22 protein-coding genes are annotated in these 24,683 nt (G+C 42.9%); 12 read left to right on the top strand and 10 right to left on the bottom strand.

The genetic code is table 11. The features are described 5' to 3' along the window. Positions 1 to 34 precede the first annotated feature (34 nt). Genes ACFQ21_RS15205 through ACFQ21_RS15185 form a run of 5 tightly spaced genes read right to left on the bottom strand, consistent with a single transcriptional unit; the run spans position 35 to position 4,943 of the window. Positions 35 to 937 carry a Gfo/Idh/MocA family protein gene (locus ACFQ21_RS15205; protein WP_377580122.1) on the bottom strand — a complete coding sequence of 301 codons (903 nt, stop codon included), beginning with the start codon at positions 935 to 937 and terminating at the stop codon, positions 35 to 37. A gap of 15 nt (positions 938 to 952) precedes the next feature. After that, positions 953 to 1,534 carry an acyltransferase gene (locus tag ACFQ21_RS15200; RefSeq protein WP_377580121.1) on the bottom strand — a complete coding sequence of 194 codons (582 nt, stop codon included), beginning with the start codon at positions 1,532 to 1,534 and terminating at the stop codon, positions 953 to 955. Beyond that, positions 1,527 to 2,657, bottom strand: coding sequence for a DegT/DnrJ/EryC1/StrS family aminotransferase (locus tag ACFQ21_RS15195; protein ID WP_377580120.1), 1,131 nt, complete (start codon positions 2,655 to 2,657; stop codon positions 1,527 to 1,529). The genes ACFQ21_RS15200 and ACFQ21_RS15195 overlap by 8 nt, the downstream gene beginning before the upstream one ends. An 8-nt stretch (positions 2,658 to 2,665) precedes the next feature. Then, positions 2,666 to 3,916, bottom strand: a complete 1,251-nt coding sequence (locus tag ACFQ21_RS15190) for a nucleotide sugar dehydrogenase (protein ID WP_377580119.1) — start codon at positions 3,914 to 3,916, stop codon at positions 2,666 to 2,668. Position 3,917: 1 nt separating this feature from the next. After that, positions 3,918 to 4,943, bottom strand: a complete 1,026-nt coding sequence (locus ACFQ21_RS15185; RefSeq protein WP_377580118.1) for an NAD-dependent epimerase — start codon at positions 4,941 to 4,943, stop codon at positions 3,918 to 3,920. Between the two features lie 75 nt (positions 4,944 to 5,018). On the opposite strand from ACFQ21_RS15185, the gene ACFQ21_RS15180 reads away from it, so the two are divergent. The 12 genes from ACFQ21_RS15180 (at position 5,019) to ACFQ21_RS15125 (ending at position 17,656) form a co-directional block, all read left to right on the top strand. Beyond that, on the top strand, positions 5,019 to 5,804 hold the full coding sequence (locus ACFQ21_RS15180) for a hypothetical protein (protein WP_377580117.1): 786 nt from the start codon (positions 5,019 to 5,021) through the stop codon (positions 5,802 to 5,804). A 25-nt stretch (positions 5,805 to 5,829) separates the two neighbouring features. Then, positions 5,830 to 6,471, top strand: a complete 642-nt coding sequence (locus tag ACFQ21_RS15175; protein WP_377580116.1) for a heme exporter protein CcmB — start codon at positions 5,830 to 5,832, stop codon at positions 6,469 to 6,471. Then, the gene (gene ccsA / locus ACFQ21_RS15170; RefSeq protein ID WP_377580115.1) at positions 6,459 to 7,190 is read left to right on the top strand and encodes a cytochrome c biogenesis protein CcsA; all 732 of its coding nucleotides are present in this window, start codon (positions 6,459 to 6,461) and stop codon (positions 7,188 to 7,190) included. Before ACFQ21_RS15175 ends, ccsA (ACFQ21_RS15170) begins: the two co-directional genes overlap by 13 nt. Then, positions 7,174 to 7,401 carry a CcmD family protein gene (locus ACFQ21_RS15165; protein WP_377580114.1) on the top strand — a complete coding sequence of 76 codons (228 nt, stop codon included), beginning with the start codon at positions 7,174 to 7,176 and terminating at the stop codon, positions 7,399 to 7,401. Before ccsA (ACFQ21_RS15170) ends, ACFQ21_RS15165 begins: the two co-directional genes overlap by 17 nt. A gap of 116 nt (positions 7,402 to 7,517) precedes the next feature. Continuing rightward, positions 7,518 to 7,922, top strand: a complete 405-nt coding sequence (locus ACFQ21_RS15160) for a cytochrome c maturation protein CcmE domain-containing protein (RefSeq protein ID WP_377580113.1) — start codon at positions 7,518 to 7,520, stop codon at positions 7,920 to 7,922. A gap of 74 nt (positions 7,923 to 7,996) precedes the next feature. Continuing rightward, a complete protein-coding gene (gene ccsA, locus ACFQ21_RS15155) occupies positions 7,997 to 10,531 on the top strand; it encodes a cytochrome c biogenesis protein CcsA (protein WP_377580112.1) in 2,535 nt (844 codons plus the stop codon). A gap of 365 nt (positions 10,532 to 10,896) precedes the next feature. Beyond that, the gene (locus ACFQ21_RS15150; protein WP_377580143.1) at positions 10,897 to 12,129 is read left to right on the top strand and encodes a replication-associated recombination protein A; all 1,233 of its coding nucleotides are present in this window, start codon (positions 10,897 to 10,899) and stop codon (positions 12,127 to 12,129) included. 84 nt (positions 12,130 to 12,213) lie between these two features. Beyond that, entirely contained in the window at positions 12,214 to 14,295 is a 2,082-nt protein-coding gene (locus tag ACFQ21_RS15145; protein ID WP_377580111.1) for a VWA domain-containing protein, read from the top strand. Positions 14,296 to 14,410: 115 nt separating this feature from the next. Continuing rightward, positions 14,411 to 14,875, top strand: coding sequence for a heme-binding domain-containing protein (locus ACFQ21_RS15140; RefSeq protein WP_377580110.1), 465 nt, complete (start codon positions 14,411 to 14,413; stop codon positions 14,873 to 14,875). A gap of 171 nt (positions 14,876 to 15,046) precedes the next feature. Continuing rightward, a complete protein-coding gene (ypfJ, locus tag ACFQ21_RS15135) occupies positions 15,047 to 15,907 on the top strand; it encodes a KPN_02809 family neutral zinc metallopeptidase (protein WP_377580109.1) in 861 nt (286 codons plus the stop codon). A 343-nt stretch (positions 15,908 to 16,250) separates the two neighbouring features. Further along, entirely contained in the window at positions 16,251 to 16,694 is a 444-nt protein-coding gene (locus ACFQ21_RS15130; RefSeq protein WP_377580108.1) for a hypothetical protein, read from the top strand. A gap of 32 nt (positions 16,695 to 16,726) precedes the next feature. Next, complete coding sequence (locus tag ACFQ21_RS15125) at positions 16,727 to 17,656, top strand: hypothetical protein (RefSeq protein WP_377580107.1); 930 nt, start codon at positions 16,727 to 16,729, stop codon at positions 17,654 to 17,656. Positions 17,657 to 17,737: 81 nt separating this feature from the next. Here ACFQ21_RS15125 and ACFQ21_RS15120 read toward each other — a convergent pair whose 3' ends face one another. From ACFQ21_RS15120 to ACFQ21_RS15100, 5 genes are all read right to left on the bottom strand, one after another. Next, on the bottom strand, positions 17,738 to 20,566 hold the full coding sequence (locus ACFQ21_RS15120) for a M16 family metallopeptidase (protein WP_377580106.1): 2,829 nt from the start codon (positions 20,564 to 20,566) through the stop codon (positions 17,738 to 17,740). 117 nt (positions 20,567 to 20,683) lie between these two features. After that, complete coding sequence (locus ACFQ21_RS15115; RefSeq protein WP_377580105.1) at positions 20,684 to 21,490, bottom strand: inositol monophosphatase family protein; 807 nt, start codon at positions 21,488 to 21,490, stop codon at positions 20,684 to 20,686. A 148-nt stretch (positions 21,491 to 21,638) separates the two neighbouring features. Next, positions 21,639 to 22,319, bottom strand: coding sequence for a 16S rRNA (cytidine(1402)-2'-O)-methyltransferase (gene rsmI / locus ACFQ21_RS15110; RefSeq protein ID WP_377580104.1), 681 nt, complete (start codon positions 22,317 to 22,319; stop codon positions 21,639 to 21,641). Between the two features lie 76 nt (positions 22,320 to 22,395). Further along, positions 22,396 to 22,632 carry a 4a-hydroxytetrahydrobiopterin dehydratase gene (locus ACFQ21_RS15105; RefSeq protein WP_377580103.1) on the bottom strand — a complete coding sequence of 79 codons (237 nt, stop codon included), beginning with the start codon at positions 22,630 to 22,632 and terminating at the stop codon, positions 22,396 to 22,398. A 45-nt stretch (positions 22,633 to 22,677) separates the two neighbouring features. Next, on the bottom strand, positions 22,678 to 24,675 hold the full coding sequence (locus ACFQ21_RS15100; protein ID WP_377580102.1) for a S9 family peptidase: 1,998 nt from the start codon (positions 24,673 to 24,675) through the stop codon (positions 22,678 to 22,680). Between the last annotated feature and the right edge of the window lie 8 nt (positions 24,676 to 24,683).

Below are 24,683 nucleotides of genomic sequence, written 5' to 3'. Positions count from 1 at the left end.
TTTTCTACGTTGCTGTTGTATGTAAACAATCAGCTTAAGAAATTTTTTGATTCCGGATCGAGTAAACCAACTCGATAGAGGCTCTCGTTTCTGTTAATCCGAAACCATTCCCTTTTAAAATCTCTTCATAACTTCTGGTATGCAGATCCGTGAAGCCATCGCTGAATTCTATTTGTTCACCTTCCATTGTCAGAGAGCGGAAAGTTCTTTTGCCTGCGGCCTTTACGTCTTGAGGAATCTGATCGTAATCAATGCTGAGCATCCAGGTAACACGTGCCCGGCCAAGTTCTAAATAACCGGCGGCAGTATCGGTAGTAAGCTGTTTAACTTCATTCTTCGTTACATCGCCAAAAATCCAGATGAGCATGTCGAAGAAATGTATACCTATATTGGTAGCAACACCTCCGGATTTAGAGGAATCACCTTTCCAGCTGGAATGATACCAGTTACCGCGTGAAGTTATATAGGTAAGATCAACATCGTAAATTTTATCCTTCGGTCCGTTCTTCACTTTTTCACGCAAGGCAATAATGCTGGGGTGAAGACGTAGCTGAAGAATGGTATATAAATTCCTGCCGGTTTCCTTTTCAATCTCTGCGAGTGCATCCAGGTTCCAGGGGTTCAGTACAAGCGGTTTTTCGCAAATAGCATCGGCTCCGTATCGAAGTGCATAGCGAATGTGTGAGTCGTGCAAATAGTTAGGAGAGCATATCGATATATAGTCTATCTTATCTCCCTTTCGCTTTAGTTTATCTAAATGTCTGTCAAAGCGTTCAAACTCCGTGAAGAAGTCTGCATTTGGAAAGTATGAATCCAGAATACCAACGTTATCATGTTTATCCAATGCGGCTACAAGGTTGTTCCCGGTTTCTTTTATAGCCTTCATGTGTCTTGGAGCAATGAACCCAGCAGCCCCGATCAATGCAAAATTCTTCATGGTTATTCCTTCCTACTATAATTTTGATACTTTCCCGTTCTCCAGCTTATACCGTTCGTTACTTTCCTGACAAGTAGCTAATCCTTGTGAATCGAACTTTAGTTTATGGCCGTATTCACTCATCCACCCGGTCTGTCTCGCAGGGTTGCCAATCACCAGTGCATAGTCAGGAACATTCTTCGTTACCACAGCCCCTGCCCCTATAAATGCAAATGCGCCAATATCATGGCCACATACAATTGTTGCGTTGGCACCTATGGAAGCGCCTCGCTTTACTATTGTTTTGGCGTATTGATTTTTGCGATTTACTGCACTTCGTGGGTTAATAACATTTGTGAATACCATGGATGGACCGAGAAATACATCGTCCTCGCATTGGACACCGGTATAGATAGAAACGTTGTTTTGAACCTTAACATTTTTTCCAAGAATAACTTCGGGAGAAATAACAACATTTTGTCCGATGTTACATTGTGGTCCGATCTTGCAATTCGGCATAATGTGCGAGAAGTGCCAGATTTTGGTGCCTTCACCAATATCACATCCATCATCGATTACTGCTGTAGGATGCGCGTAGAATTTCTTTTCATCAGCCATGAAAAAATGATTTAAGGGTGGCCGTGATATATTCAAGTTCCTGTTCTTTCATTTCTGTGTGAATAGGGAGCGAGAGTACTTCTTTAGAAAGTTCTTCCGTGATCGGGAAGGTGCCTTCGCCAAATCCCGGACGTTTATACGCATTTTGTAAATGCAATGGAACCGGATAGTATATCATGGTTGGAATGCCATGCGACTCCAGGTGTGTTTTTAGTTTATCGCGAAGACCATCTTTTACCTGTATAGTATATTGATGGAAAACGTGTGTAGTGTTCGCTGCGCGATATGGTATAGCGATTGATTTTATAGAAGTCAGTGCAGCATCGTAGTACCTGGCAACTTCATTTCTCTTTCGGGTATATTCGTCCAGGTATTTAAGTTTTACATTGAGAATAGCAGCCTGAAGGGTGTCTAGTCTGCTGTTTACACCGATTACTTCATGATGATACTTTACACGCTGACCGTGATTAGAGATCATTTTAATTTTCTCCGCCAAGGCCTTGTCATTGGTAAAGATTGCGCCACCATCACCGTAGCATCCTAAATTTTTGGATGGGAAAAATGAAGTGGTGCCGATTGTACCCATGGTGCCGGCTTTCTTTGTTGTGCCATCTGTAAATGTATATGTTGCACTAAGTGCCTGCGCAACATCTTCAATAACATACAGATTATGATTTTTGGCGAAGGTAAGTATGGACTCCATATCAGCGCATTGCCCATATAAATGAACCGGAACAATGGCTTTCGTTTTCGTTGTTACTTTAGACTCCAATAACGCTGTATCAATGTTGAAGGTATCTTTCCGAACATCAATAAATACGGGGGTCAGACCAAGCAACGCTATTACTTCACCTGTAGCGACATAGGTATGTACCGGTAAAATAATTTCATCTCCGGGTTTCAGATCTAACGCCATCATAGCAACCTGAAGAGCATCGGTACCATTGGCGCAAGGTATAACAAAAGTGCCTCCGAGATAGCTGGATAATGACTGCGCAAAGGTGTTTACCTCCGGACCTTGAATAAAGGCCGTGGAAGTTAAAACCTGTTGAATGGCTTCATCGATCTCCGGTTTGATACGGAGATACTGTGAGTGAAGATCAACCATGTGAATCTTATCCATAACCTTATTTAGAGTCTTGCTGTAACCTGTGATTTTGGTAAGAAACCTTTTACATCATATACCACGGCTTTTTCATGTGATATAGCTTTCAGGTCGAGGGTTGCAAACTCGGTATGACTTACTGTTAAAATGATAGCGTGATATTTTTTAGACAGCGTTGGTGTCAGTGATAATCCGTATTCGTGTTTTACTTCGTCTGCATCGGCTTGCGGATCGTATATATCTACTTTTGTACCAAAGCTCTGCAACTCGCGGACTACATCTACCACTTTGCTGTTCCGTATATCGGGGCAATTTTCTTTAAACGTTATCCCCAGCATTAATACATTCGCATTGTTGATAGGAAGTTCGTGTTGAGCCATCAGTTTAATAACACTGTTGGCAATGTGAACGCCCATGTTGTCATTAATTCTTCTTCCGGAAAGAATTACTTGTGGATGATATCCGAGACTGTCAGCTTTATAGGTTAAGTAGTATGGATCTACGCCAATACAGTGACCGCCTACGAGGCCTGGTTTAAAAGGGAGAAAATTCCATTTTGTTCCGGCAGCTTCCAGTACTTCGTGTGTATCTATACCGATACGATCAAATATCAGTGCAAGCTCATTAACGAAGGCAATGTTCAAGTCACGTTGGGAGTTCTCGATAACTTTAGCAGCTTCAGCTACTTTTATTGAGGAGGCTTTGTGCGTACCTGCGGTAATTATTTTTTTATAGAGCTGGTCTACCTTCTCAGCAACTTCCGGTGTGCTTCCGCTGGTAACTTTTTTAATGGTTGTTACGCGGTGAAGTTTATCGCCTGGGTTTATTCTCTCCGGAGAATATCCACCGAAGAAATCAACATTGAATTTCAATCCGCTAACTTTTTCGAGTACCGGTACACAAACTTCTTCGGTACATCCCGGGTAAACGGTTGATTCGTATATAACTATATCTCCTTTTTTCAATACGCTTCCTACGGTTTTGCTGGCACTTTGGAGTGGACGAAGATCGGGTGTTTTAAATTCATCTACCGGAGTAGGTACCGTTACAATGAAATAACGTACGTCTTTCAGATCGGCCAGGTCAGAAGAGTAACTTAATTTCGATGAAGCCTTCAATTCTTCAGGTTCAACTTCGCGTGTGCGATCGTATCCTTTCTTAAGCTCATCGATGCGTTCCTGATTTATATCAAAGCCTACTACAGGCATAACTTTACCAAATTCAACTGCTAACGGCAGGCCTACATACCCTAAACCAATAATTCCGATCTTTTCCATTTTATAGTTTAATGTTGTAATAGTTAATATACCAGTCTATAAATTTACCTATACCTACTTCGATGGGTGTTGACGGTTTGAAATCAACTTCACGCATCAGATCTTCTACATCAGCAAAAGTTTCCGGTACATCGCCATCCTGCAGCGGTAGTAAATTTTTAGCCGCTTTCTTTCCTAATTTTTGTTCAATTACCTCGATGAACTGAAGCAGTTCAACGGGTTTATTGTTACCAATGTTAAATACTCTGTAAGGTGCAAAGCTCGTTGCAGGGTCCGGAGTCATGCCCGACCATTCCTTATTGGGTTGAGACGGACGCGGTATAAGTCTTGTTATACTTTCAACAATGTCGTCTACATAGGTAAAATCTCTACGCATCTTACCATGATTGAACACATCGATAGGTTTATTCTCCAGAATGGCTTTGGTAAAGAGGAATAGCGCCATGTCAGGTCTTCCCCAAGGACCATATACAGTAAAAAATCGTAATCCGGTAGTCGGTAAATTATAAAGCGATGAATATGTATGCGCCATCAACTCGTTCGACTTCTTCGAAGCTGCATACAATGATATAGGATGATCTACATTGTGATGAACCGAGAATGGCATCTTTTTATTTGCACCATATACCGAACTCGATGATGCATATACAAGATGCTTGGTCTTATTATGACGGCATGCTTCCAGGATATTCAGAAACCCGTGGAGATTACTTTCCAGGTATGCATGCGGGTTTGTGAGTGAATAGCGAACACCTGCCTGGGCGGCAAGGTTAACTACGTAATCGAAATTGGTTTTTGAAAAAAGATTATCTATTCCTTTTCTGTCGGTCAGATCAACCTGGTGAAAGCTGAAATGGGTGTTAGATTTCAAAATGTCTAATCGCGACAATTTGAGGCGTTGGTCATAGTAATCGTTCAGGTTGTCAAGGCCAGTTACCTGGTATCCGGCATTAAGAAGTTTCTGGCTGAGGTGGAAGCCAATAAAGCCGGCTGCACCCGTTACCAAAACAGTTTTGGCTGAAGACATAAAAACAGTGCGTGTAAATAGGTCGCAAAACTAACTAATTTGAGGTATACTAAAAATCAGTTAAACTTGCGGGTTATGACGAAGAAAGTACACTCGGACGAAATTGATTTAATGGAACTACTGGCAAGGGTTTACAGGGCCATTAAACGAAACTTATTGCTTTTTACCGTCCTTCCTGTAATGGGAGTGATTTTTACTCTTTCGTTAGCCTACAACTCGAGTGATAAGTTTTCTTCCAGCATGATGATTACTACCGACTTGCTGTCTGAGAACGAGGCTAAATTTATTTTTGATGAGCTTGAAAAGGCAGATTCAATCCCAGGATTATCAAGTGAAGAGGAGAGGAAATTGCTTGGTTTGAATTTTGACGTTGGGCAAAGCGAGCAAAGCGATAAAAGTAAACGGGTTTATTTGAAAATAACGGCCGTTGTTACCGATCCTGTTATATTTCCTTCACTCGAAAAAACCGTTGTCAAGTATATAAATTCGGTTGACCCGGTGGTGAGAAGCAGACAGAACCAGGAGTTATACTACAAACAAATGATAGCAAAGATTGATGGTGAGATTGCTGCAATGGATCAGGTAAAACAGAAAACAGAGGCCATGGCTTCTTATGTTGATCCGTCTGAACTATATGCTAAAACTGTGGAGCTTTTCAGAATTCGTACAGAAAGCGAAATCAAACTTAAAAGCATTAGTACTGTGCAAGTTACAAAGGGGTTTGGCTCACTCATTAAAGATGCAAGAATGTCCAAAGTGATGGTGGCAGTGGCTGGCCTGGCATTGGGTTTCTTTATTGCTATTCTATTGCTGTTCATTAAGTTCTTTAATGATTATAACCGGGCTCTGAAAATCGAATAACGTTATCAAAGCATTACTAACATTATTGCAGAAGGAGTTTGCACTTGAGTTAAGGCGCAAGGCTGTAATTTCCGGTATAGGGCTTTACTTGTTCAGTCTCATTTTTATCTGTTACCTCACCTTCAGTCTTCGAAAGAATTCAATTAACGAGGCAACATGGTCTGCGCTATTCTGGTTGGCTATACTTTTTTCTGTTATTAATAGTGTAGCCAAAAGTTTTATCGGAGAAAAACGCGGCACATTTATCTATTACTACTCCGTTACCAGTCCGCAGGTAATTATTGTTTCTAAGATTATTTACAACGGTATTCTGTGCCTGGTGCTTTCACTGGCAGGGTATGGCTTATTCTCTATATTTATAGACAACCCCGTTCAGGATAAATTGCTTTTTATCACAACGCTTTTACTAACATCTTTTGGTTTCTCTGCATCGTTGAGTTTAATCTCGGGCATTGCATCGAAAGCAAACAACAGTAACATTCTGATGGCCGTGCTAAGTTTTCCGGTAATTCTTTCTATTCTATTGATGGCCATCAAGATCACTAAAAATGTACTGGATGGATTGGATAGAAGTACGAGCTATGACGAGTTGCTCAACTTGCTAGCAATTAATTGCATATTAACCAGTCTCGCGTATATGCTCTTCCCGTATATTTGGCGCAGCTAAGGAGGGCCTTTCGGGGCTCGCCACGAAAAAGCCGATTCCAAATGAAAACCTGGCTCAAATTAACAGCGATCGCTCTTCTTTTTTACGTTCACATTGCAGGACTCCTGTTTGATGTTCCTCGATTAAATATTCTGAACGAGACCATACGTGCACTTTATTTTCACGTGCCGATGTGGTTCGGAATGGTGCTGTTATTCCTGATCTCTTTTATTTATTCAATACGTTACCTCGGAAAACCTTCACCGGAAACGGATCGGAAAGTTGTAGCCTATGCGAATGTGGGCCTGGTGTTGGGTATCCTGGGCATCCTCACCGGAATGTTATGGGCTAACTATACTTGGGGATCGCCATGGCATGGTGATCCTAAACAAAATGGTGCCGCCATCGCGTTGCTGGTTTACCTGGCATATTTCGTTTTACGCGGATCGCTTGACAATGAAGAACAACGCGCACGACTCAGTGCTGTCTATAATATTTTCGCATTTGCTGCGATGATACCATTGATCTTTATTATTCCCCGCATGACGAGCTCGATGCATCCGGGAAGCGGAGGGAATCCCGGATTTAATATGTACGATCTGGATAGCAGCATGCGACTGATTTTTTACCCGGCAGTTATCGGTTGGTTTTTAATAGGACTCTGGATCGCATCGATACGTATACGAATCAAAACTATAGAAGAAAAAATATTGGAATTGGAAGATGGAAAAAGCGCTTAAAATATTCTTTTGCTTGCTGGCAGTAACGCTGTCATTCGGTGTTAACGCTCAATCAGATGTTGAAATGGCCGACACCATGCGATCTGAAGGAAAGATATATGTAGTGGTGTCGATCATTCTTATCGTACTGGCAGGTTTAATAGCTTATCTCTTTATTATGGATCGGAAAGTGAAAAAACTGGAAGATCAACTTACGGATAAAAAGCACTAGACTTTCTAACTAAACTTTAATCGGGGTGCTTTCGTTTTCAACTAAAATTCCCCTGATTTTCTGGGCATTTGTGCCTAATTTTGCCTGCGCAAACAAGGGGAACAGGAGAGAGAATTATGAAAAAAACGCACATTTTTATTATTGTGATCATCGCTGTTGCCATCAGCATTATTGTTAGCACAGCTGATGATGCCAGCACCTATGTAAACTTTGACCAGGCCCACGAAATGGCGGCTTCGGGTAAGGAAAATAATATTCACGTAGTAGGACAATTAAAGAAAGATGCTGAAGGCCGCGTGGTAGGAATTCAGGAAGGTGCAGACAAAGTGTCTTTTTCTTTTATTATGGTAGATGATGCCGGCAAAGAGCAAAAGGTAGAATACAACGAACCGATGCCTGCCGATATGCTGCGTTCCGAAAAAGTTGTTGTAGTAGGAAGCTACCAGGGCGATCAATTCAAGGCCAGCAAGATTATTCTCAAGTGCCCTTCTAAATATCAGGAACAAAACGTAAATGTTTAAAGTGTCGAAGTGCGGGGAGAAACTGTAATGCGTAGACAACACGGTACTCCATACTTCGTAATTTATACTTCACTATGATTCATTACTTCATTGGTGACCTCGGTCACCTTTTTGTTATTACCTCATTTGTAGCATCGTTAGTTACGGCATTCGCATACTTTAAAGCGACCACGGCAAGTGAACTTGAGAAGAAAGATTTCTGGCTGCTCAATGGAAAGGTAAGTTTCTATGTTCATGCATTTGCTGTGTTGGGTATATGCATTGCGCTCTATGCCATTATTGCCAGGCATTACTTTGAATATCATTATGCGTATAGCTATACCGATAGAAAGCTCCCGGTACATTACCTGATTTCTACTTTCTGGAACGGACAGGAAGGAAGTTTTTTACTTTGGATGTTCTGGCAGGCATTGATCGGCATCGTATTGATTCATACCAATAAATTCTGGGAAGCACCGGTCATGACCATGTTTGCACTTGTGCAGGCATTTCTCGCTTCCATGATTTTAGGAGTTGTTATTCCCGGTATAGATCTGAAAATAGGAAGCTCTCCATTTATACTGTTGCGCGAAGTCATGCACGATGCGCCAATCTTCAAGACGCAGCCTGACTTTATACCAAAAGACGGTAATGGTCTTAATCCTTTACTGCAGAATTATTGGATGGTAATACATCCGCCAACTTTATTCCTGGGCTTTGCTTTAACATTGGTGCCTTTTGCCTTTTGCATGGCAGGTTTATGGTTGAAGAAATATAGAGACTGGGTACGACCTGCATTGCCATGGGCATTGATGGGTGGTGCTATTCTTGGCTTGGGAATTTTAATGGGCGGTTACTGGGCATACGAAACATTAAACTTCGGAGGCTATTGGAACTGGGACCCTGTTGAAAATGGAATATTTGTTCCGTGGTTGATTTTAGTAGCCGCTATTCATACCATGATCACTTACAAGAATAGTGAGACAGCCTTGAAAGCATCCATCATTCTTGCTATTGCTACATTTATTTTCATTTTATACGCTACGTTCTTAACACGAAGCGGTGTGTTGGGCGATGCGTCTGTTCACTCCTTTACTGATCTTGGTCTCTCCGGGCAACTCCTGGTGTATATGTTTTTCTTTTTGATCGCATCGGTTGCGTTAAGTATAGCTCGTTGGAAAGAAATTCCTTCTACAAAAGAAGAAGCATCGGTATACTCTCGCGAGTTCTGGATATTTATAGGCGTCACAACGTTGTGTCTCATGGGTTTTCAGGTGATTGCCGGAACCTCCATTCCTGTTGTAAACAAAGTTATGGGGTTGATCGGTATAGATTCACGTCTTGCACCCCCGGCAGATCCAATTGCGTATTATTCTAAATTCCAGATCTGGTTTGCTATAGCTCTGGGATTACTTTCTGCCATTGGTCAATTCTTCTGGTGGAAAAAAGTTGATAAGGAAAAGTTAAAGAAAGAACTGACTACGCCTTCGTTGATTGCACTTGTTCTGTTTGCACTCATCATAACAACCTCCAGGGTTTATACACCATCCTATATCTTGCTGACACTGGCAGGTATATTTACCATTGTTGCCAATGGAAAAATTTTGTTCTCTGTTATTAAATCAAGTCCCGGTTTATCAGGTGGTGCCATAGCACACATAGGTGTAGGATTGATGTTGATCGGTGTTATGTTCTCTGCCGGCTATTCAAAAGTTGTATCGTTGAATAATACAGGCATGCTGATCTCGAAAGAATTCAGCGAAGATTTTAATCGTGACAATTTACTGCTGTTTATTCACGAGCCCCGTACCATGTGGGGTTATGATATCGAATACCTGGGCGAGCGGCTGGAACCACGCTATCAGGCAGGCTATATCCGCAAGAGTGATGTTACCACTACAGCCGACAAAGACAAAGTTGTTGCCAAACGTGAGATCACGATCGATGATAAAACCTATAAAGCGAATGACACGATCGAAGTGCGTGGCGAGAACACATTCTTCGAAATAGAACTTCGTAAAGGTGATAAAAAGTATAAACTATATCCTCGTGCGCAGATCAATCCGGATATGGGCGGACTGCTGGCATCACCGGATATATATCGTACCGTTGGCGCAGATCTTTATACACACGTTTCATCCGTAATGAATCCTACCGAAGAACAGGATTGGAGTAAACTCGAAGAACTGATGGCGAAACAATCGCAGGAGTTTTTTGCCAACGATTATGTAGCCGTGCTGGAATCCGTAGAACGTGTACTCGAAGTTGAAGGTATACCATTGGGAAACCAGGATGTGGCGGTGAAGGCAAGAATCCGTGTGCAGGGAGAGCGTGGTGACTATATAGCAGAACCTATATTCCTGATAAAAGATAAAGTTGTAGGCCGCATTCCGGATGAAATAAAAGACCTGGGATTGAAATTTACGTTATTAAATATTCACCCGGAAACAAATCAATTTTCTATCGGCATCAACACACGTCAAAAAGATTGGGTGGTAATAAAAGCCATGGAGAAGCCTTACATCAACGTGCTCTGGCTTGGAACTGTAGTGGTTATGGTAGGCTTTGGTGTAGCCATGGTAAGACGTTTCCGCGAATTCAGAAAAATGAAAGCAAAAGGACAGGAGTAGACAATACAGGCTTTCGTTTCTGTTCAGATATACTGTTTCTATAAAGGTTGTAGTAATCAACGTTGAGGCAGTACTGGCTTCTGGCTGGCCAGCTTCTGGTTATCTAGTTCATAGAATCCAGGAGTAAGAATCGTTGATATACCGATACTTTTCCTGTAGCCAGCACCTTTTCGCAGCTCGAAGCTCACAGTTCGTAACTAGCGCGACTCGCAACGTGCCGCTCGCACAAACCGGCTTGTACTTTCGGTCGTTAAAAAATATATTGAACTGGCAGGAATACTTCCTGCTATGCGTGGTTTTTGTAATTTCAAAGTTTAAGAGATAATACGGTGTTGTTGAATTCACATCAGCCTTTGGCAGAACGTATGCGTCCGGTGAAGTTGGATGAACTGGTAGGGCAGGAACATCTCACCGGTCCTAATGGTATAATCCGGAAAGCTATACAATCCGGTAACGTTCCCTCTATGATTTTGTGGGGGCCGCCTGGTGTAGGTAAGACTACCATTGCCAATATAATTGCCAACGAAGTAAAGAAGCCGTTCTATACATTGAGTGCCGTAAGTGCCGGTGTAAAAGATGTGCGCGAGGTTATTGAGAAGGCGCGACACTCACCACGATCTATATTATTCATCGATGAAATTCATCGGTTCAATAAAAGTCAACAGGATGCACTGCTTGGTGCAGTTGAAAAAGGAACCATTACATTGATCGGGGCTACTACCGAGAATCCATCCTTTGAAGTAAACTCTGCGTTGCTCTCGCGCAGCCAGGTATATACGTTAAAAGCGTTGGGCGAAGAACAACTGCTCGAGCTGGTGAGACAGGCGCTTACGCGTGATGAAGAATTGAAGAACCGGCATGTAGAGATCCAGGAGCATCAGGCGCTGCTTAACATTAGTGGAGGTGATGGCCGAAAGTTATTGAATCTCGTTGAGCTGATCTGCGAAGCGGTGCCCGGTGATGTTGTGATAACCGATAAGCTGGTGATGGAACTCGCCAACAAGCATATAGCGATCTACGATAAAAGCGGAGAACAACACTACGATATTATATCAGCTTTTATAAAATCAATCCGCGGCAGCGATCCGAATGCAGCCCTATATTACCTGGCCCGTATGATTGAAGGTGGTGAAGATGTAAAATTCATAGCCCGCAGAATGGTTATACTAGCTTCGGAAGATATAGGCAATGCCAATCCTACCGCGCTCATTATGGCTACCAATACGTTTCAGGCCGTAACCATGATCGGTTACCCCGAAGCGAGAATTATACTGGCGCAATGCGTAGTATACATGGCGAGCTCTCCGAAAAGCAATGCAAGCTATATGGCCATTGAAAGTGCACTTCGGGCGGTACATGAAACCGGAGATTTACCGGTGCCGTTGGCAATACGAAATGCACCCACTAAATTGATGAAGAACCTCGACTACGGCAAAGGATATCAATATGCACACAGCTATGAAGGCAACTTTGTTAACATGGAGTTTCTGCCGGATAAAATTAAAGGCTCTAAATTTTATGAGCCGGGCAATAACGCGCGTGAAGAGGAGTTGAGGAAATATCTCCGTTCCTTGTGGAAGGATAAATATGGATATTGATAAAACGGAGAAGGTATACCGGTAAGAAGTTCCGGTAATATGTATTTTTGAACTTCCTGTACGTATAATGTTAAAGGAGAATTGATGCAACAGATCATATTTGAATCGTCACCGGCCTACTTGGTGCTGTGCCTGCTATTGGCGGTCGGACTTGCGTTTCTGCTATACAGAACAAAAAATCATCCGTGGAGCAAAGCGTGGAATCGCGCGCTCCTGGTTTTGCGTGGTGTACTGCTGTTTGCATTGTTCTTTTTACTGCTGGGACCCATCGTACGGCAGATCAACAATATATTTGAAAAACCGCTCTTTGTCGTGTTGCATGACAACTCTGCTTCTGTGAAAGAGGTAACGGATTCTGTGACGTTAAAAAATATGCAGAGCCAGATTGCTGTTACTGCGCAACAACTGGAGGAAAAAGGATATGAGGTTGAGGCAAGTGATCTGGCAGGCGAGCCGGTGGAAGCTATATCGTATACCGCCGGCACAACCGACCTGAACGGAGCGCTTCGTAAAATCGTGAATCGGTATGAAGGAAGAAAGATAGCCGGAGTGGTACTCGCATCAGATGGTATATATAATGCAGGTGTTACACCGTTGTACGCATCGTATAATTTTCCGATATACACCATTGGTATAGGCGACTCGCTGCAACGTACTGATGTAGGCATCAGAAATATATCCTATAACAAAATTGCTTACCAGGGAAATAAGTTTCCGGTTCGGGTAGAAGTGCAAACGCGTAACATCAGCAATCAGCCGATTCGCGTGTCCTTGTTGCAACGTGGTAAAGTGTTGGAGCAGCAAACCAAAACATCGGCTGGTGATCAGTTGCTGGTATATGATTTTCAACCGCAGGCAAACGAACAAGGTATACAAAAGCTTGATATAGCCGTGGAGGTTAAACCCGGTGAATTCAATACCAGGAATAATGCAGCTTCTGTTTTTGTAGAGGTAGTGGAGGGAAAGAAAAAGATACTCGTGGTGTCAGCATCGCCACACCCCGATATAAAAGCACTACGTGAAGTGGTTGACAGAAATTCAAACTATGAGTTTCTGTTGCATATACCTCATCTGAGCGAACAACCTGTTACGGCCTTGCAACCCGATAAAATAGATCTCGCTATATTTCATCAATCGCCTGATGTGCGAGGAGTAACCCGTGCGTTGTTTCAGCAATTTGCCAAAAGTAAAACGTCTGTTCTGCTCATTGTTGGTCAGCAGACAGATCTGCGTTTTCTGGCGCAGCAGGGTATGCCGGTAAAATTTGAAGGTATACCACGCGAGTTCGATGATGTTACACCGGTAGTAAATACGGCATTTTCAAATTTCAGTTTGTCGCAGGACATTAATACAATGCTTGCAGATTATCCTCCTTTGTCGGTACACTTCGGTAAAGTAAATGTAGCCCTGAGCGCTACACCGTTGCTATACCAGCGTGTGGGCAATCTCACAACGGAAAAGCCTTTGCTCGCAGTAGATGTACAGGATAACCGGAAGGCAGGTGTACTGTTGGGAGAAGGTATATGGCGCTGGCGATTGAATGAATTTGATCGCACCGAGAACACGGCTGCTTTTGATGAACTCTTCGGTAAACTTATTCAGTTTCTTTCTACAACAGAAGACAAACGTAAATTCAGAAGTTATCCTGTTCAGCAGGAGTTCTCTGATACCGAACCTGTTGTTTTTGAAAGCCAGGTATATAATGATATATATGAGCCGGTATATGGTAACACCATTGCCATCGATGTAACGGACGATAGCGGTAAGAAAACAAGTTACACATATGTTACAAGTCCGGGGAATAACCGCTATCAAATCGGAGGATTAAAAGAAGGTGTGTACCGGTATAGATCGAGCACAACAATAAATCAGAAACGAGAAGAAGTACGGGGCGAGTTTGCCGTTGTAAAGCGACAGATAGAATTGCAAAACCTTACTGCTGATTTTGATTTGCTGCGTAAACTGTCAGCCAATACGGGCGGTAAATTTTATGCCGTTTCTCAAATAGGTAATCTGCAGAATGAGCTTGCAAAAACGGAAGCCAAAAGCGTGATCCATACCGAAGAAGCTTATAAAGCCCTGATCAATCTGAAATGGGTGTTTTTTGTACTGCTCGTGCTGGTTAGCATCGAATGGTTCTCCAGGCGCTACTGGGGAAGTTATTAGTGTCTGAATCGATACGTACCTTTTATGCAGTTGAGCTGTATAAAAATGCCGTACGTAAAGTCTTTCGCAGGGTGTTTTAAAATATAGTATATTTGATGCATAACGCACGCATACCATGAGCACCACCAAAAAAGTAGCATTCAGTTTATTGGCCGTTCTCGTAATCATTCAGTTTTTCAGACCGGCCAAAAATATATCCGGCGAGATTATAACCGCCAATGATATCTCGAAGGTATATGCTATACCGGATAATGTTCACCAGGTACTCATTAGTAAGTGCTACGATTGCCACAGTAACAATACGCATTATCCGTGGTACTATAATATTCAGCCGGTGGCCTGGTGGATGTCAGCCCATGTGGATGAAGGTAAAGAAGAGCTGAACTTCTCGGAGTTTAAATCATATCCTGAAAAACGGGCCAATCACAAACTGGAAGAACTGTCCGAGGCTGTCAATGAAGGATGGATGCCGCTGGATTCTTACCTGTGGATACACCACGAGGCAAAAATTACCGAAGAAGATCGTACAGCCATCAATGCCTGGATCAAAACGCTTCCTGTTGTTTTTGAAAAGCATTAATTGATCGAACCTCTCTTAAATCTTTACAGGTTCGCTTCGGCACGACTTGCCTTATTTTTTAGTAACTTCCATTCAAGATCAATTCGCACAAGTATAGCATACCGACATGTGTCGGTATGGCATAGTTGTTTAATTCGGATCATTCAACCCTAAATCAATTTATCTAAATCTATGCGCTGGACAGGACGAAGACAAAGTTCAAATGTTGACGATCAACGTGGCCGCAGAATGGGCGGTGGAGGTATGCTTTCAAAAGGTGGATTAGGACTGGGCGGCATTGTTATCATTGTCGTGATAAGCCTGATACTCGGCAAAAATCCATTGACGCTGCTGGAACAAACTGGTGTAACAACGGGTGATTATACAACAACAGAACAAGCGGTTGAGCTATCGCCGCAGCAGGAAGAGCAAAAACAATTTGTATCAACGGTACTGGCTGATACGGAAGATGTATGGCATAAACTCATGTCGAACTATAAAGATCCTACGTTGGTGTTGTTCAGCAACCAGGTAGAATCTGCCTGTGGTATGGCAAGCTCGGCTTCCGGTCCGTTCTATTGTCCTGCGGACGAAAAGGTATATATAGACTTAAGCTTTTACGATGAATTGCAAAACCGCTTTAAAGCTCCCGGTGATTTTGCACAAGCGTATGTTATAGCGCACGAAGTCGGGCATCACATACAAAACCTGATGGGCATAACGGACAAGGTACACGCACAACGCAATACCTTAAGTGAAGAAGAATATAACCAACTATCGGTGCGACTTGAGTTGCAGGCAGATTTTCTTGCCGGTGTATGGGCGCATCATGCCAATAAACTACAGAATATACTTGAGCCCGGTGATCTGGAAGAAGCTCTACAGGCAGCAACTGCGATAGGCGATGATCGTCTGCAGATGCAATCGCAGGGATATGTAGTGCCCGATTCGTTTACACACGGAACTTCCGAGCAGCGGGTGCGCTGGTTCAGAAAAGGGTTTGAGACAGGCGATCTGAATCAGGGCGACACTTTTAATGCGACAAATTTGTAATTACGGGATCTTCATTTTTTTATAGTCTTATTAGAAAGTATTAAAACATAACATTTGCGTGTAACCTATCCGTTGTTTGCTCGTTAGTACCTCGTTTTGTGCTATATATAAAATATATATTTACAGTAAAATATGTTAATTTTTTATTAACGTAGTTTTAATTCTGCGTATAGCCTACCGTTGTGTCCGATTATTCTTTTGAGGTATGCCTTCTTCCTTTTAAAATTTCTCCCTTTTCATTTCTGCTGGAATTTAATTCTGAAACAGGCGCTGTTTATGACCCCTTCGTTTTGGTGAAATCCATTTTCTTCGCGCCACTAAATTTTTTAACAAAACAAAAATTATGAAAAAACTCTTCCTACTCCTCTCTGTCGTGACTGCTTTCGCAATCACAAGTTGTGACAATGATAACTCGGTAAACCCTCAGCCACTGGGTAAAGCTGTGATAACCGGTACAGTATATGCCGACTTTGATTTCACCAACAACAACTCCGGAACTACGTATGATAAAGTGGCTAATAAAAAAATCGTTGCTGCTATCTATGATAACTACAACGAATCAGTACGTTACATCGAGACCACTACAGATAGCAACGGTAATTATACTATCGAAGTGGAGATCGGTAATCGTGAATTGGAAATCTATATTCACCTGGTTGACTTCAAAGCTGATGTACGTTATGCTGACGGTGTGAAGAATCAAACTTTCTACGGAGAAGGCTTCAGCACGAGCTCTGATCTTGAAAAAGGTGGCGAATATATCCGCGATATATACTATAACGACTAATCTCACGATCTGTTAATCCGATAAGAAAAATCATGAAGAAAATATACATGTCAATGCTGTTCAGCGCATTCGCGATAACAGCAATTGCACAGGAGATTACTACCACAACGGCAGCAGAAGCTCCTGTATTAAAATCAAAAAAAGGTGAAGCTTATTTGCCTGTGGCAGGCGAGTGGGGACTTGGTGTGTCAGCCAATCCTTTCCTGGATTACCTCGGTAACTTCCTGAATGGTTACGATAGCTTTAACGATGGTCCTAACTTTGAATTTGCTTCAAACCCTGCAAATAACATTGCCGTGTTTGGTAAGCTTATCAAAGATGCCAACACCGCATACCGGTTTCGTTTCAATGTTGGTATTCGCAGCAATACAAACAAAGCTGTTGTGTCTCAAAACCAATTGAACCCGGATCCTGCTTATCCTGCATTTACAGACGACTGGCAGAAAGTAAATACTACGGCAATTGTTATTGCACCTGGTATTGAAAAGAGACGCGGCAGCACACGCCTGCAAGGGGTATATGGTGCTGAGCTGGTGTTAGGTTTCAACAATACAAAAGTTAGCTATGACTATGGCAACCCGATGTCTGCAGACTTCAACGCTCCTATCACCAACGACTTTGATAACTATGGTTATGGTGATAACATCTTAGGTGGAAACGAAGCTGCAGCTTCTGTACGTGTAGTGGAAGATAAATCAGGTTCTAACTTCCTGGTAGGTGCACGTGGTTTCATCGGTGTTGAATACTTTTTCGCACCGAAGATCTCTATTGGTGGTGAGTTTGGCTACATGTTAGGTTTCCAGACACAACGCAGAGCAACCATCACTGCTGAGACCTGGGATGCTGCCAGCGTAAACACACGCGAAGTAAAGATCGATGAATATAGAGATGGTGGAGTAACTTCTTTGGGTATTGGCCTTGATAACCTAAGCGGTACAATCAACCTGCTGTTCTATTTCTAATAGAAACAACCCTTCTATAAATATTGAAGCCGGCAGAATTTCTGCCGGCTTCTTTTATTATATAGCTAGATATAACCTGTATTATTTTTCAGGATACAGAACAACCTGTATATAATTTTTAGGATCGAGATATTTAACAGCGGCATCCTTAACATCTTTCGGAGTGAGTGCTGCTATCCGTTTTTCGTAGCTCAATACGTTGGTAGCATCGCTTCCGTATTCAACACTTTGAATGAGTTGACGAGCCCAGAAGCTGTTATCCTTGATATTTACTTCGTATTGCTGCTTCCACGTTTCTTTTACTTTGTTCAGATCAGCTTCCGAAGGACCATTGGTTTTTATTTTGTCGATCTCGGCATGCGCTGCTGCAATAAGCTTGTCTACATTTTCAGGTCCACACGGGAAGCTTGCTCCGATCGCGAAATTGTTATAGGGGAATTTATTCAGACTGCCGAACATGCCACCGCCATATACACCGCTCAAATCTTCGCGCAGCGACTCGATCAGTTTGATGTTCAATACTTCGGTCATAGCAGAAAGTTTTAGCTGTTCGCTATCGGAATAAGGAGCTTGTCCGTTCCAGAACATGCGAATAAAACTTTTTGGCTCAGTTCCTTTACGCACCTCTTTCTTTAGCGGTCCTTTTACCGGGCGCAGACCAACATCTTTAAAGGTAGACGCTTTTCCGCTTGCCGGCAGACTACCAATATAGCTTGCTATAAGTGGTTTGATTTTCGCGAGATCAAATGCACCAACAATTACAAACGTGAAGCCTGTTGCATCGCCAAAGCGCTCCTTATATATATCGAGTGCGCGTTGTTCGTTGATGCTGGCAAATATTTCTGCCTTTGGTACGCGGGGTGCCCACGGTTGATTTCTATAGAGTATATGGAATACAGAATCCTGGAATGTATACTGCGGATCAGCCGTCATGTTCTGATACATGGCTTGCTGCTTAGAGATGAATGATTGGAATAGTTCGTCATCCTTGCGTGGCTTGGTAAAGTATAGATGCGCCAGCTGCAGAAGCGTTTCGATATCAGCTGCACTGGATTGTCCATTCAATGTTTCCGATATAGCACCGATGCGTGGCGACAAGCTCGCTGTTTTACCTGCCAGTACTTTACGAAGATCAACCGGTGAAAACTGATCGATACCCATTTGAGACACGACTACCGAGGCAAATTCAGCATTGTTACGTTCATCTGCGCTATATAAATATTGACCACCAAAACGTGAAGCTGAAAATACAACCTGGTCGTTCTTGAAATCGGTAGGTTTCAGAATAACTTTTACATGGTTGCTGAGTGTAAGCTCGGTTGTGCCCAGTATTTTATTTTCTTTCTCCGCTGTAATTTTGCCGGGAGCCGGAGCGCTCTCCATCAACGCAGTGGCTACTGCTTTTTCTTCGTACGCTTTTACTTCCTGCTTGCCGGCAGCTTCGGTTAATGCAAGTAATTCTGCATTGGTAGGTATAGTAAATGCAGCCTTATCAGGACCGGTGAGTACAATGAGTTTGTTGGCACTGGTTGCTGGTATAGTTTTAACCGCATATTGATTTACTTCTTCCAGTGAAATTGAGTTCAGGTAATCCTGGTAGTAGCTGTACTCCACTTCAATGCCCGGTATAGGTTCTTTCTCCAGGAAGTTATTGATATATTCCTGAACAAAATTATCTGATTCAGTTTTGTCACGCTCATTATAGGCGCGCTCCATACCCTTCATCATCGTCTTTTTGGTGCGGTCCAGTTCAGCGGCTGTAAATCCAAACTTGCGGGCACGTTCATTTTCAAGAATGATGGCGTTCAACGCAGGCTCTACACCACCTTTACCCAATACAGCATACGATGCATACGCTTCGTAGCCACGCACAAAACCACTCAGACTGCTGCCACCAAAAATAAACGGAGGGTTTGCAGATTGTGTAAGCTCCTGCATGCGCTGGCTCAGCATACTGGTAAATAAGTTTCTTACCATATAGGCGCGGTAATCACCTACGGTAATTTCCGGTGTAGATTTCTGTGTGGCATAGTATATCTGAACTACGTGGTTGGTAGCTTCTTTATCAGTAGCTACAACGGCTTCCGATTTTTGTCTGGCAGGTACCGGAGGCTCAACGCGTGTGCGTTCCTTCGATGGATTCTTTATTTTCTCAAAATGTGTTTTGATATACTTTTCGGCATCAGCAACTTCTATATCACCAACCACTACTACTGCCATCAGATCAGGACGGTACCAGTCTTTGTAGAAGCGTTTGATAACATCATACTTGAACCCTTTCAGAATATCGTCTTTACCGATTGGTAAACGCTCGGCATATTTAGAACCTTCCAACAGTTTGGGTAAATATACTTTCTGCATGCGCTCCTGCGCACCTTTACCAAGACGCGATTCTTCCAGTACTACACCACGCTCTTTGTCGATCTCGGCATTTTCAAAGGCAACCGTGCTGGCCCAGTCTTCAAGTATCTGGAAACCTTTGTCTATATTCTCTTTCTTTTCAGTAGGGATCGGAAGTATATATACGGTTTCATCGAAGCTTGTGTAAGCGTTGAGATCAGCGCCAAATTCTACACCAATAGATTGAAGAAAGGATACGAGATCGTTCTTCTTGAAATTTTTGGAACCGTTAAAGGCCATGTGCTCAGTAAAGTGCGCGAGACCTTGCTGATCGTCATCTTCCAGAATAGACCCTGCATTCACGACTAAGCGAAGCTCTACTTTTTTCTCAGGCTTCAGGTTCTTTCGTATATAGTAGGTGAGGCCGTTGCTAAGCTTGCCGATCTTTACATTGGGATCTACCGGTATCTTTTGCGCAAGTTTATCCTGTGCATAGAGCACGTTTGCGAGCAGAACCAGCAACAGAAGCAAAAGGGTTTTGTAATGCGGTTTTGGTTTGAAATGCAACATGAGGAATTATTTATAATTGATTAATGAGTGTTTGTAGAAGAGAGCTGGTGTGTCGTGCAAAAGATAGATGACACACCAGCTATATATAGTGTATATTGATCAATGCGATCAACTATATCAATGCCATTTTGATCGGATCAGGTTGAGCATTTCGCCCTGCACAAAATTGTTGCCGGCACAAAGCTCTCCGCCAAAAACAAAATTGTTGCCACCTTTGAAATCGGTTACTTTACCACCGGCTTGCTGTACGATAAATGTACCGGCTGCTACATCCCATGCATTGAGGTTATACTCAAAAAATCCTTCGAGCCTTCCACAGGCAACGTAGGCAAGATCTATTGCAGCACTGCCGAGTCTTCGTATACCGTGCGACTTCTCCAGAAATTCTTTGATGATTTCGAGGTATACATCTTTCTTTTCAGAATGATAGTATGGGAAGCCGGTAGCCAGCAGACTTTCACTTAGTGTTGGCACTGCCGATACTTTAATTACTCTGTCGTTGCAATACGCAGGGCCGCCTTCAATGGCGTGAAAACATTCTTTGCGCATGATGTGGTATACATCTCCGAGAATAGTTTGGTCGTTGCGTGTTAACCCAATGCTGATAGCAAAGATGGGAAGCCCGTGCAGAAAATTAGTGGTGCCGTCCAGCGGATCGATTACCCAGTTATACTCACTGTTTTTAGATTGTTCAACCGTTCCTTCTTCGGTAATAAAACCTGCCTGTGGAAATATTTTGGTAAGCGCTGTTACTAATCTGCGCTCTGCTTCTTTATCTACATAAGACACCAGGTTATTAAAACTTGTCTTTTGTTCAATTCGTGTAAGATCAAAATCAGCTCCTTCTTTTCGAATAAATTCTCCGACTTCTTCACAAATAGAGAACACATCCCGTTGAATGCTTTCGAGGTTTATCGCATGCATGGTTGTTTGAGTTTAAGATGGTGAATATAAGTATGGAACGCGAAATATACTTTCCGGTTATGGATATTAATTTCCGGTAACAGAAGTTATTAGTACTTCATAATGCGTACGGACAGATGATGTCCGGTAGCTAGCACGTATTACGTTACTAGCTTTCTTTGCCAGCTACAACAATTACAATTTCTCCCTTTACTTCCTTGGCCTGAAAGTGTGTCAATATTTCTTCGATTGTTCCGTTCACAGTCTCTTCAAACATCTTGGTGAGCTCGCGCGACACCGATGCTTTCCGGTCAGCTCCGAGATACTCTTTGAATTGCTCCAGTGTTTTTACCAGGCGATAGGGTGACTCATAGAAGATCATGGTGCGTTCTTCCTCGGCCAGTTGTTTTAATAAAGTTTGTCTTCCTTTTTTCTGCGGAAGAAATCCTTCGAACACAAATCGATCCGATGGTAATCCTGATTTTACCAATGCCGGTACAAACGCGGTAGGTCCTGGTAAACATTCAACTTTTAAATTTGCCTGCAGTGCAGCGCGTATAATCAGAAAGCCGGGATCAGAAATACCCGGTGTACCTGCATCAGACACAAGCGCCATTACTTCGCCTTTCTCCATGCGCTCAATGAGACTCGCCAGAATTTTATGCTCGTTGAAATTATGAAAGCTCTGCAACGGTTTACTAATGGTATAGTGCTTTAGCAGAAACCCGGATGTACGTGTATCTTCCGCCAGGATAAGATCAACCGATTTGAGAACTTCCAGTGCGCGCAGTGTAATGTCGGCCAGGTTACCGATAGGAGTGGGTACAATGTATAGTGATGGTAAAGACATGATCATTAATATAGGCCCGGCTATACCGGGCCTGTAGTTCTATGAATCTGTAAATATATAGCGCAGGTTAAAAAATCTAGGGCGTTAATGCATCAATTGACTTTGCCAGTTTATGATCGCGATCTGTTACGGTATCGCCTGCATCATGTGTGGAGAGTTCGATGCTAACTGTATTCCAGGTGTTTGTCCATGTCGGGTGATGGTTCATCTTTTCGGCAGCCAATGCCACCCGAGTCATGAATGCAAATGCCTCTGAGAAATCTTTAAACGTAAAGGTCTTCTTCAGTTTATTGTTTTCAAGTTTCCATTCCATAACACTTCCTGTTTAAGTTTACTCAACCTGGCAAAAAGGTAAGCATTATTTTTTGGGTGGCAAGGTTTGATTCAGCGGATCACCTATATACTTGTCGTACCAGGCTGTCCAGCGGATCAACCGGTCTTTCTGATAGCTTGGTACAGTAATGCCATGAAACTGCCCCGGGTATACAACAAATTGTGTTGGTACGCCTAATGTTTTCAGCGCCTGGTACATTTGCTCGCTGCCTGCAGCCGGTACGTTGAAATCTTTTTCACCCACCATATAGAGCGTTGGTGTCTTAATCTTATCAGCTTTAAAAAACGGATAGGAAACCTTCATCCACTTGTCAGCATTTTTCCAGGGTACACCTAACTCTGTCTCATACTGCAAAGTATACTGATCCGATCCATACATGGATAACTGCAGGGCACTGCCTGCACCACTGGATGCTGCTTTAAAGCGCGGATCGGTTGCTGTAGTGTAGTCGGTTAATATACCACCATAACTCCAGCCTCCTATACCGAGCCGGTTAGGATCGGCAGCACCAATCTTTACCAGGTGATCAACGGCTCCGAGTAAATCCATTACTTCTTTATTGCCCCAATCGGCAAATATAGCTTTACTGAAAGCCATGCCTTTACCACTGCTGCCGCGATAGTTCACATTGGCGACAGCATAACCTTTTGCTGCAAGTATTTGTGACGTGAGATCGAATGCATAGTCATCCTGCGAAGTTGGTCCGCCATGTATCCAGAGTATAAGCGGTAATTTTTCGTTTGTTGGTTTACCGGCAGGCCAGTATAATATGCCGCCTACAACGGTGCCATCTTTACTGGTAGAGTTAAAGCCTTTTACGGTGGCGAGTTTTACCTGCTTTAGAAAATCATCGTGTATATAGGTTAATCTTTTCTTGCTTCCGTTGTCGAGGGTGTAAATTTCATTGGGTGTTTGTGCGTCACTCGCTATAGCAACCCAACGATTTTGTGTGCCTCCCTGTACAGGGAAGAATACCTGCTCACCGGTAGTAACAGCTTTATGATTGCCTGCGAGATCGAATGATATGATGTGACTGGTGCGATCGTCCTGTATAGTGGTATAGATATATTTGCTATCGGCAGACCAGCGCGGTGCTGCTATATCGCGATCAATTTTTTGTGAAAGCAAAACAGGTTGTCCACCTTGCGCAGGTATAAGTGCCAGATAGGGCTGATCGTATATATTGAACGACTCCAGCCGCGACTGTATATAAGCTATATATTTTCCATCCGGACTCCACGATGGATTGGTGTCGGCACCTTTCCAGGTGGTGAGCTGGCGAGGCTTAGCGCCCTTCTTTGCTTCGATAATCCAGATGTCGGTGTTCGCGTTACGATCTGCATCCGCTGAGCGATTACTCGCGAACGCTATATATTTACTGTCGGGCGACCAGACCGGAGTTCCCTCATCAAAATCGCCCGTGGTAAGTGTATCGAGTTTTTTAGTCTCTACATCGAAGAGGTATAAATGATCACGCTTGTGTTCAAGGTAGCCATCGCCATCGCTTTTGAAATGATAGCGATCTATAACAACAGGCGGTGTGGTTTTCTTTTTGTCTTTATCATCGATCGACTCCTGGTCTTTAATGATCACTACGATCTTCTTTGAATCAGGACTCCATACATAGTCGCTGATGCCGTATTTCAATTCGGTAAGTTTTACAGCTTCACCTCCTCTCCGGTCAAGCTTCCATATCTGCGAAGCTTTGGTTTCATACCGTGAAGAGAGAAAGGTTAAATATTTACCATCGGGTGACCAGCGAGGTCTGTTCTCGCCTTCGGCACTTGCTGTTAATCGTATTGATTCAGTGCCCTCCCAGTTAATCATCCAGATGTCGCTGTCATATTTGTCCTTGGCGGAATCAGGTGTGGAGAGTACATAAGCAACCCATTTGCCTTCGGGTGATAGTTGAGGATCGGATACCGATTTTATTTTATATACATCCGATGGGTTGAGTGTGCGCTGTGAAAATGCTGCTATAGTAAAACTCAGCAGGAGAGAGGAGATCAGGATTTTTTTCATGACATATG

Origin of the sequence: Ohtaekwangia kribbensis (assembly GCF_042676245.1) — a bacterium.
GTDB classification, from domain to species: Bacteria; Bacteroidota; Bacteroidia; order Cytophagales; family Cyclobacteriaceae; genus Ohtaekwangia; species Ohtaekwangia kribbensis.
Note: the sequence above shows the minus strand (reverse complement) of the source record. Positions and strands in the feature narration are given on the sequence as shown.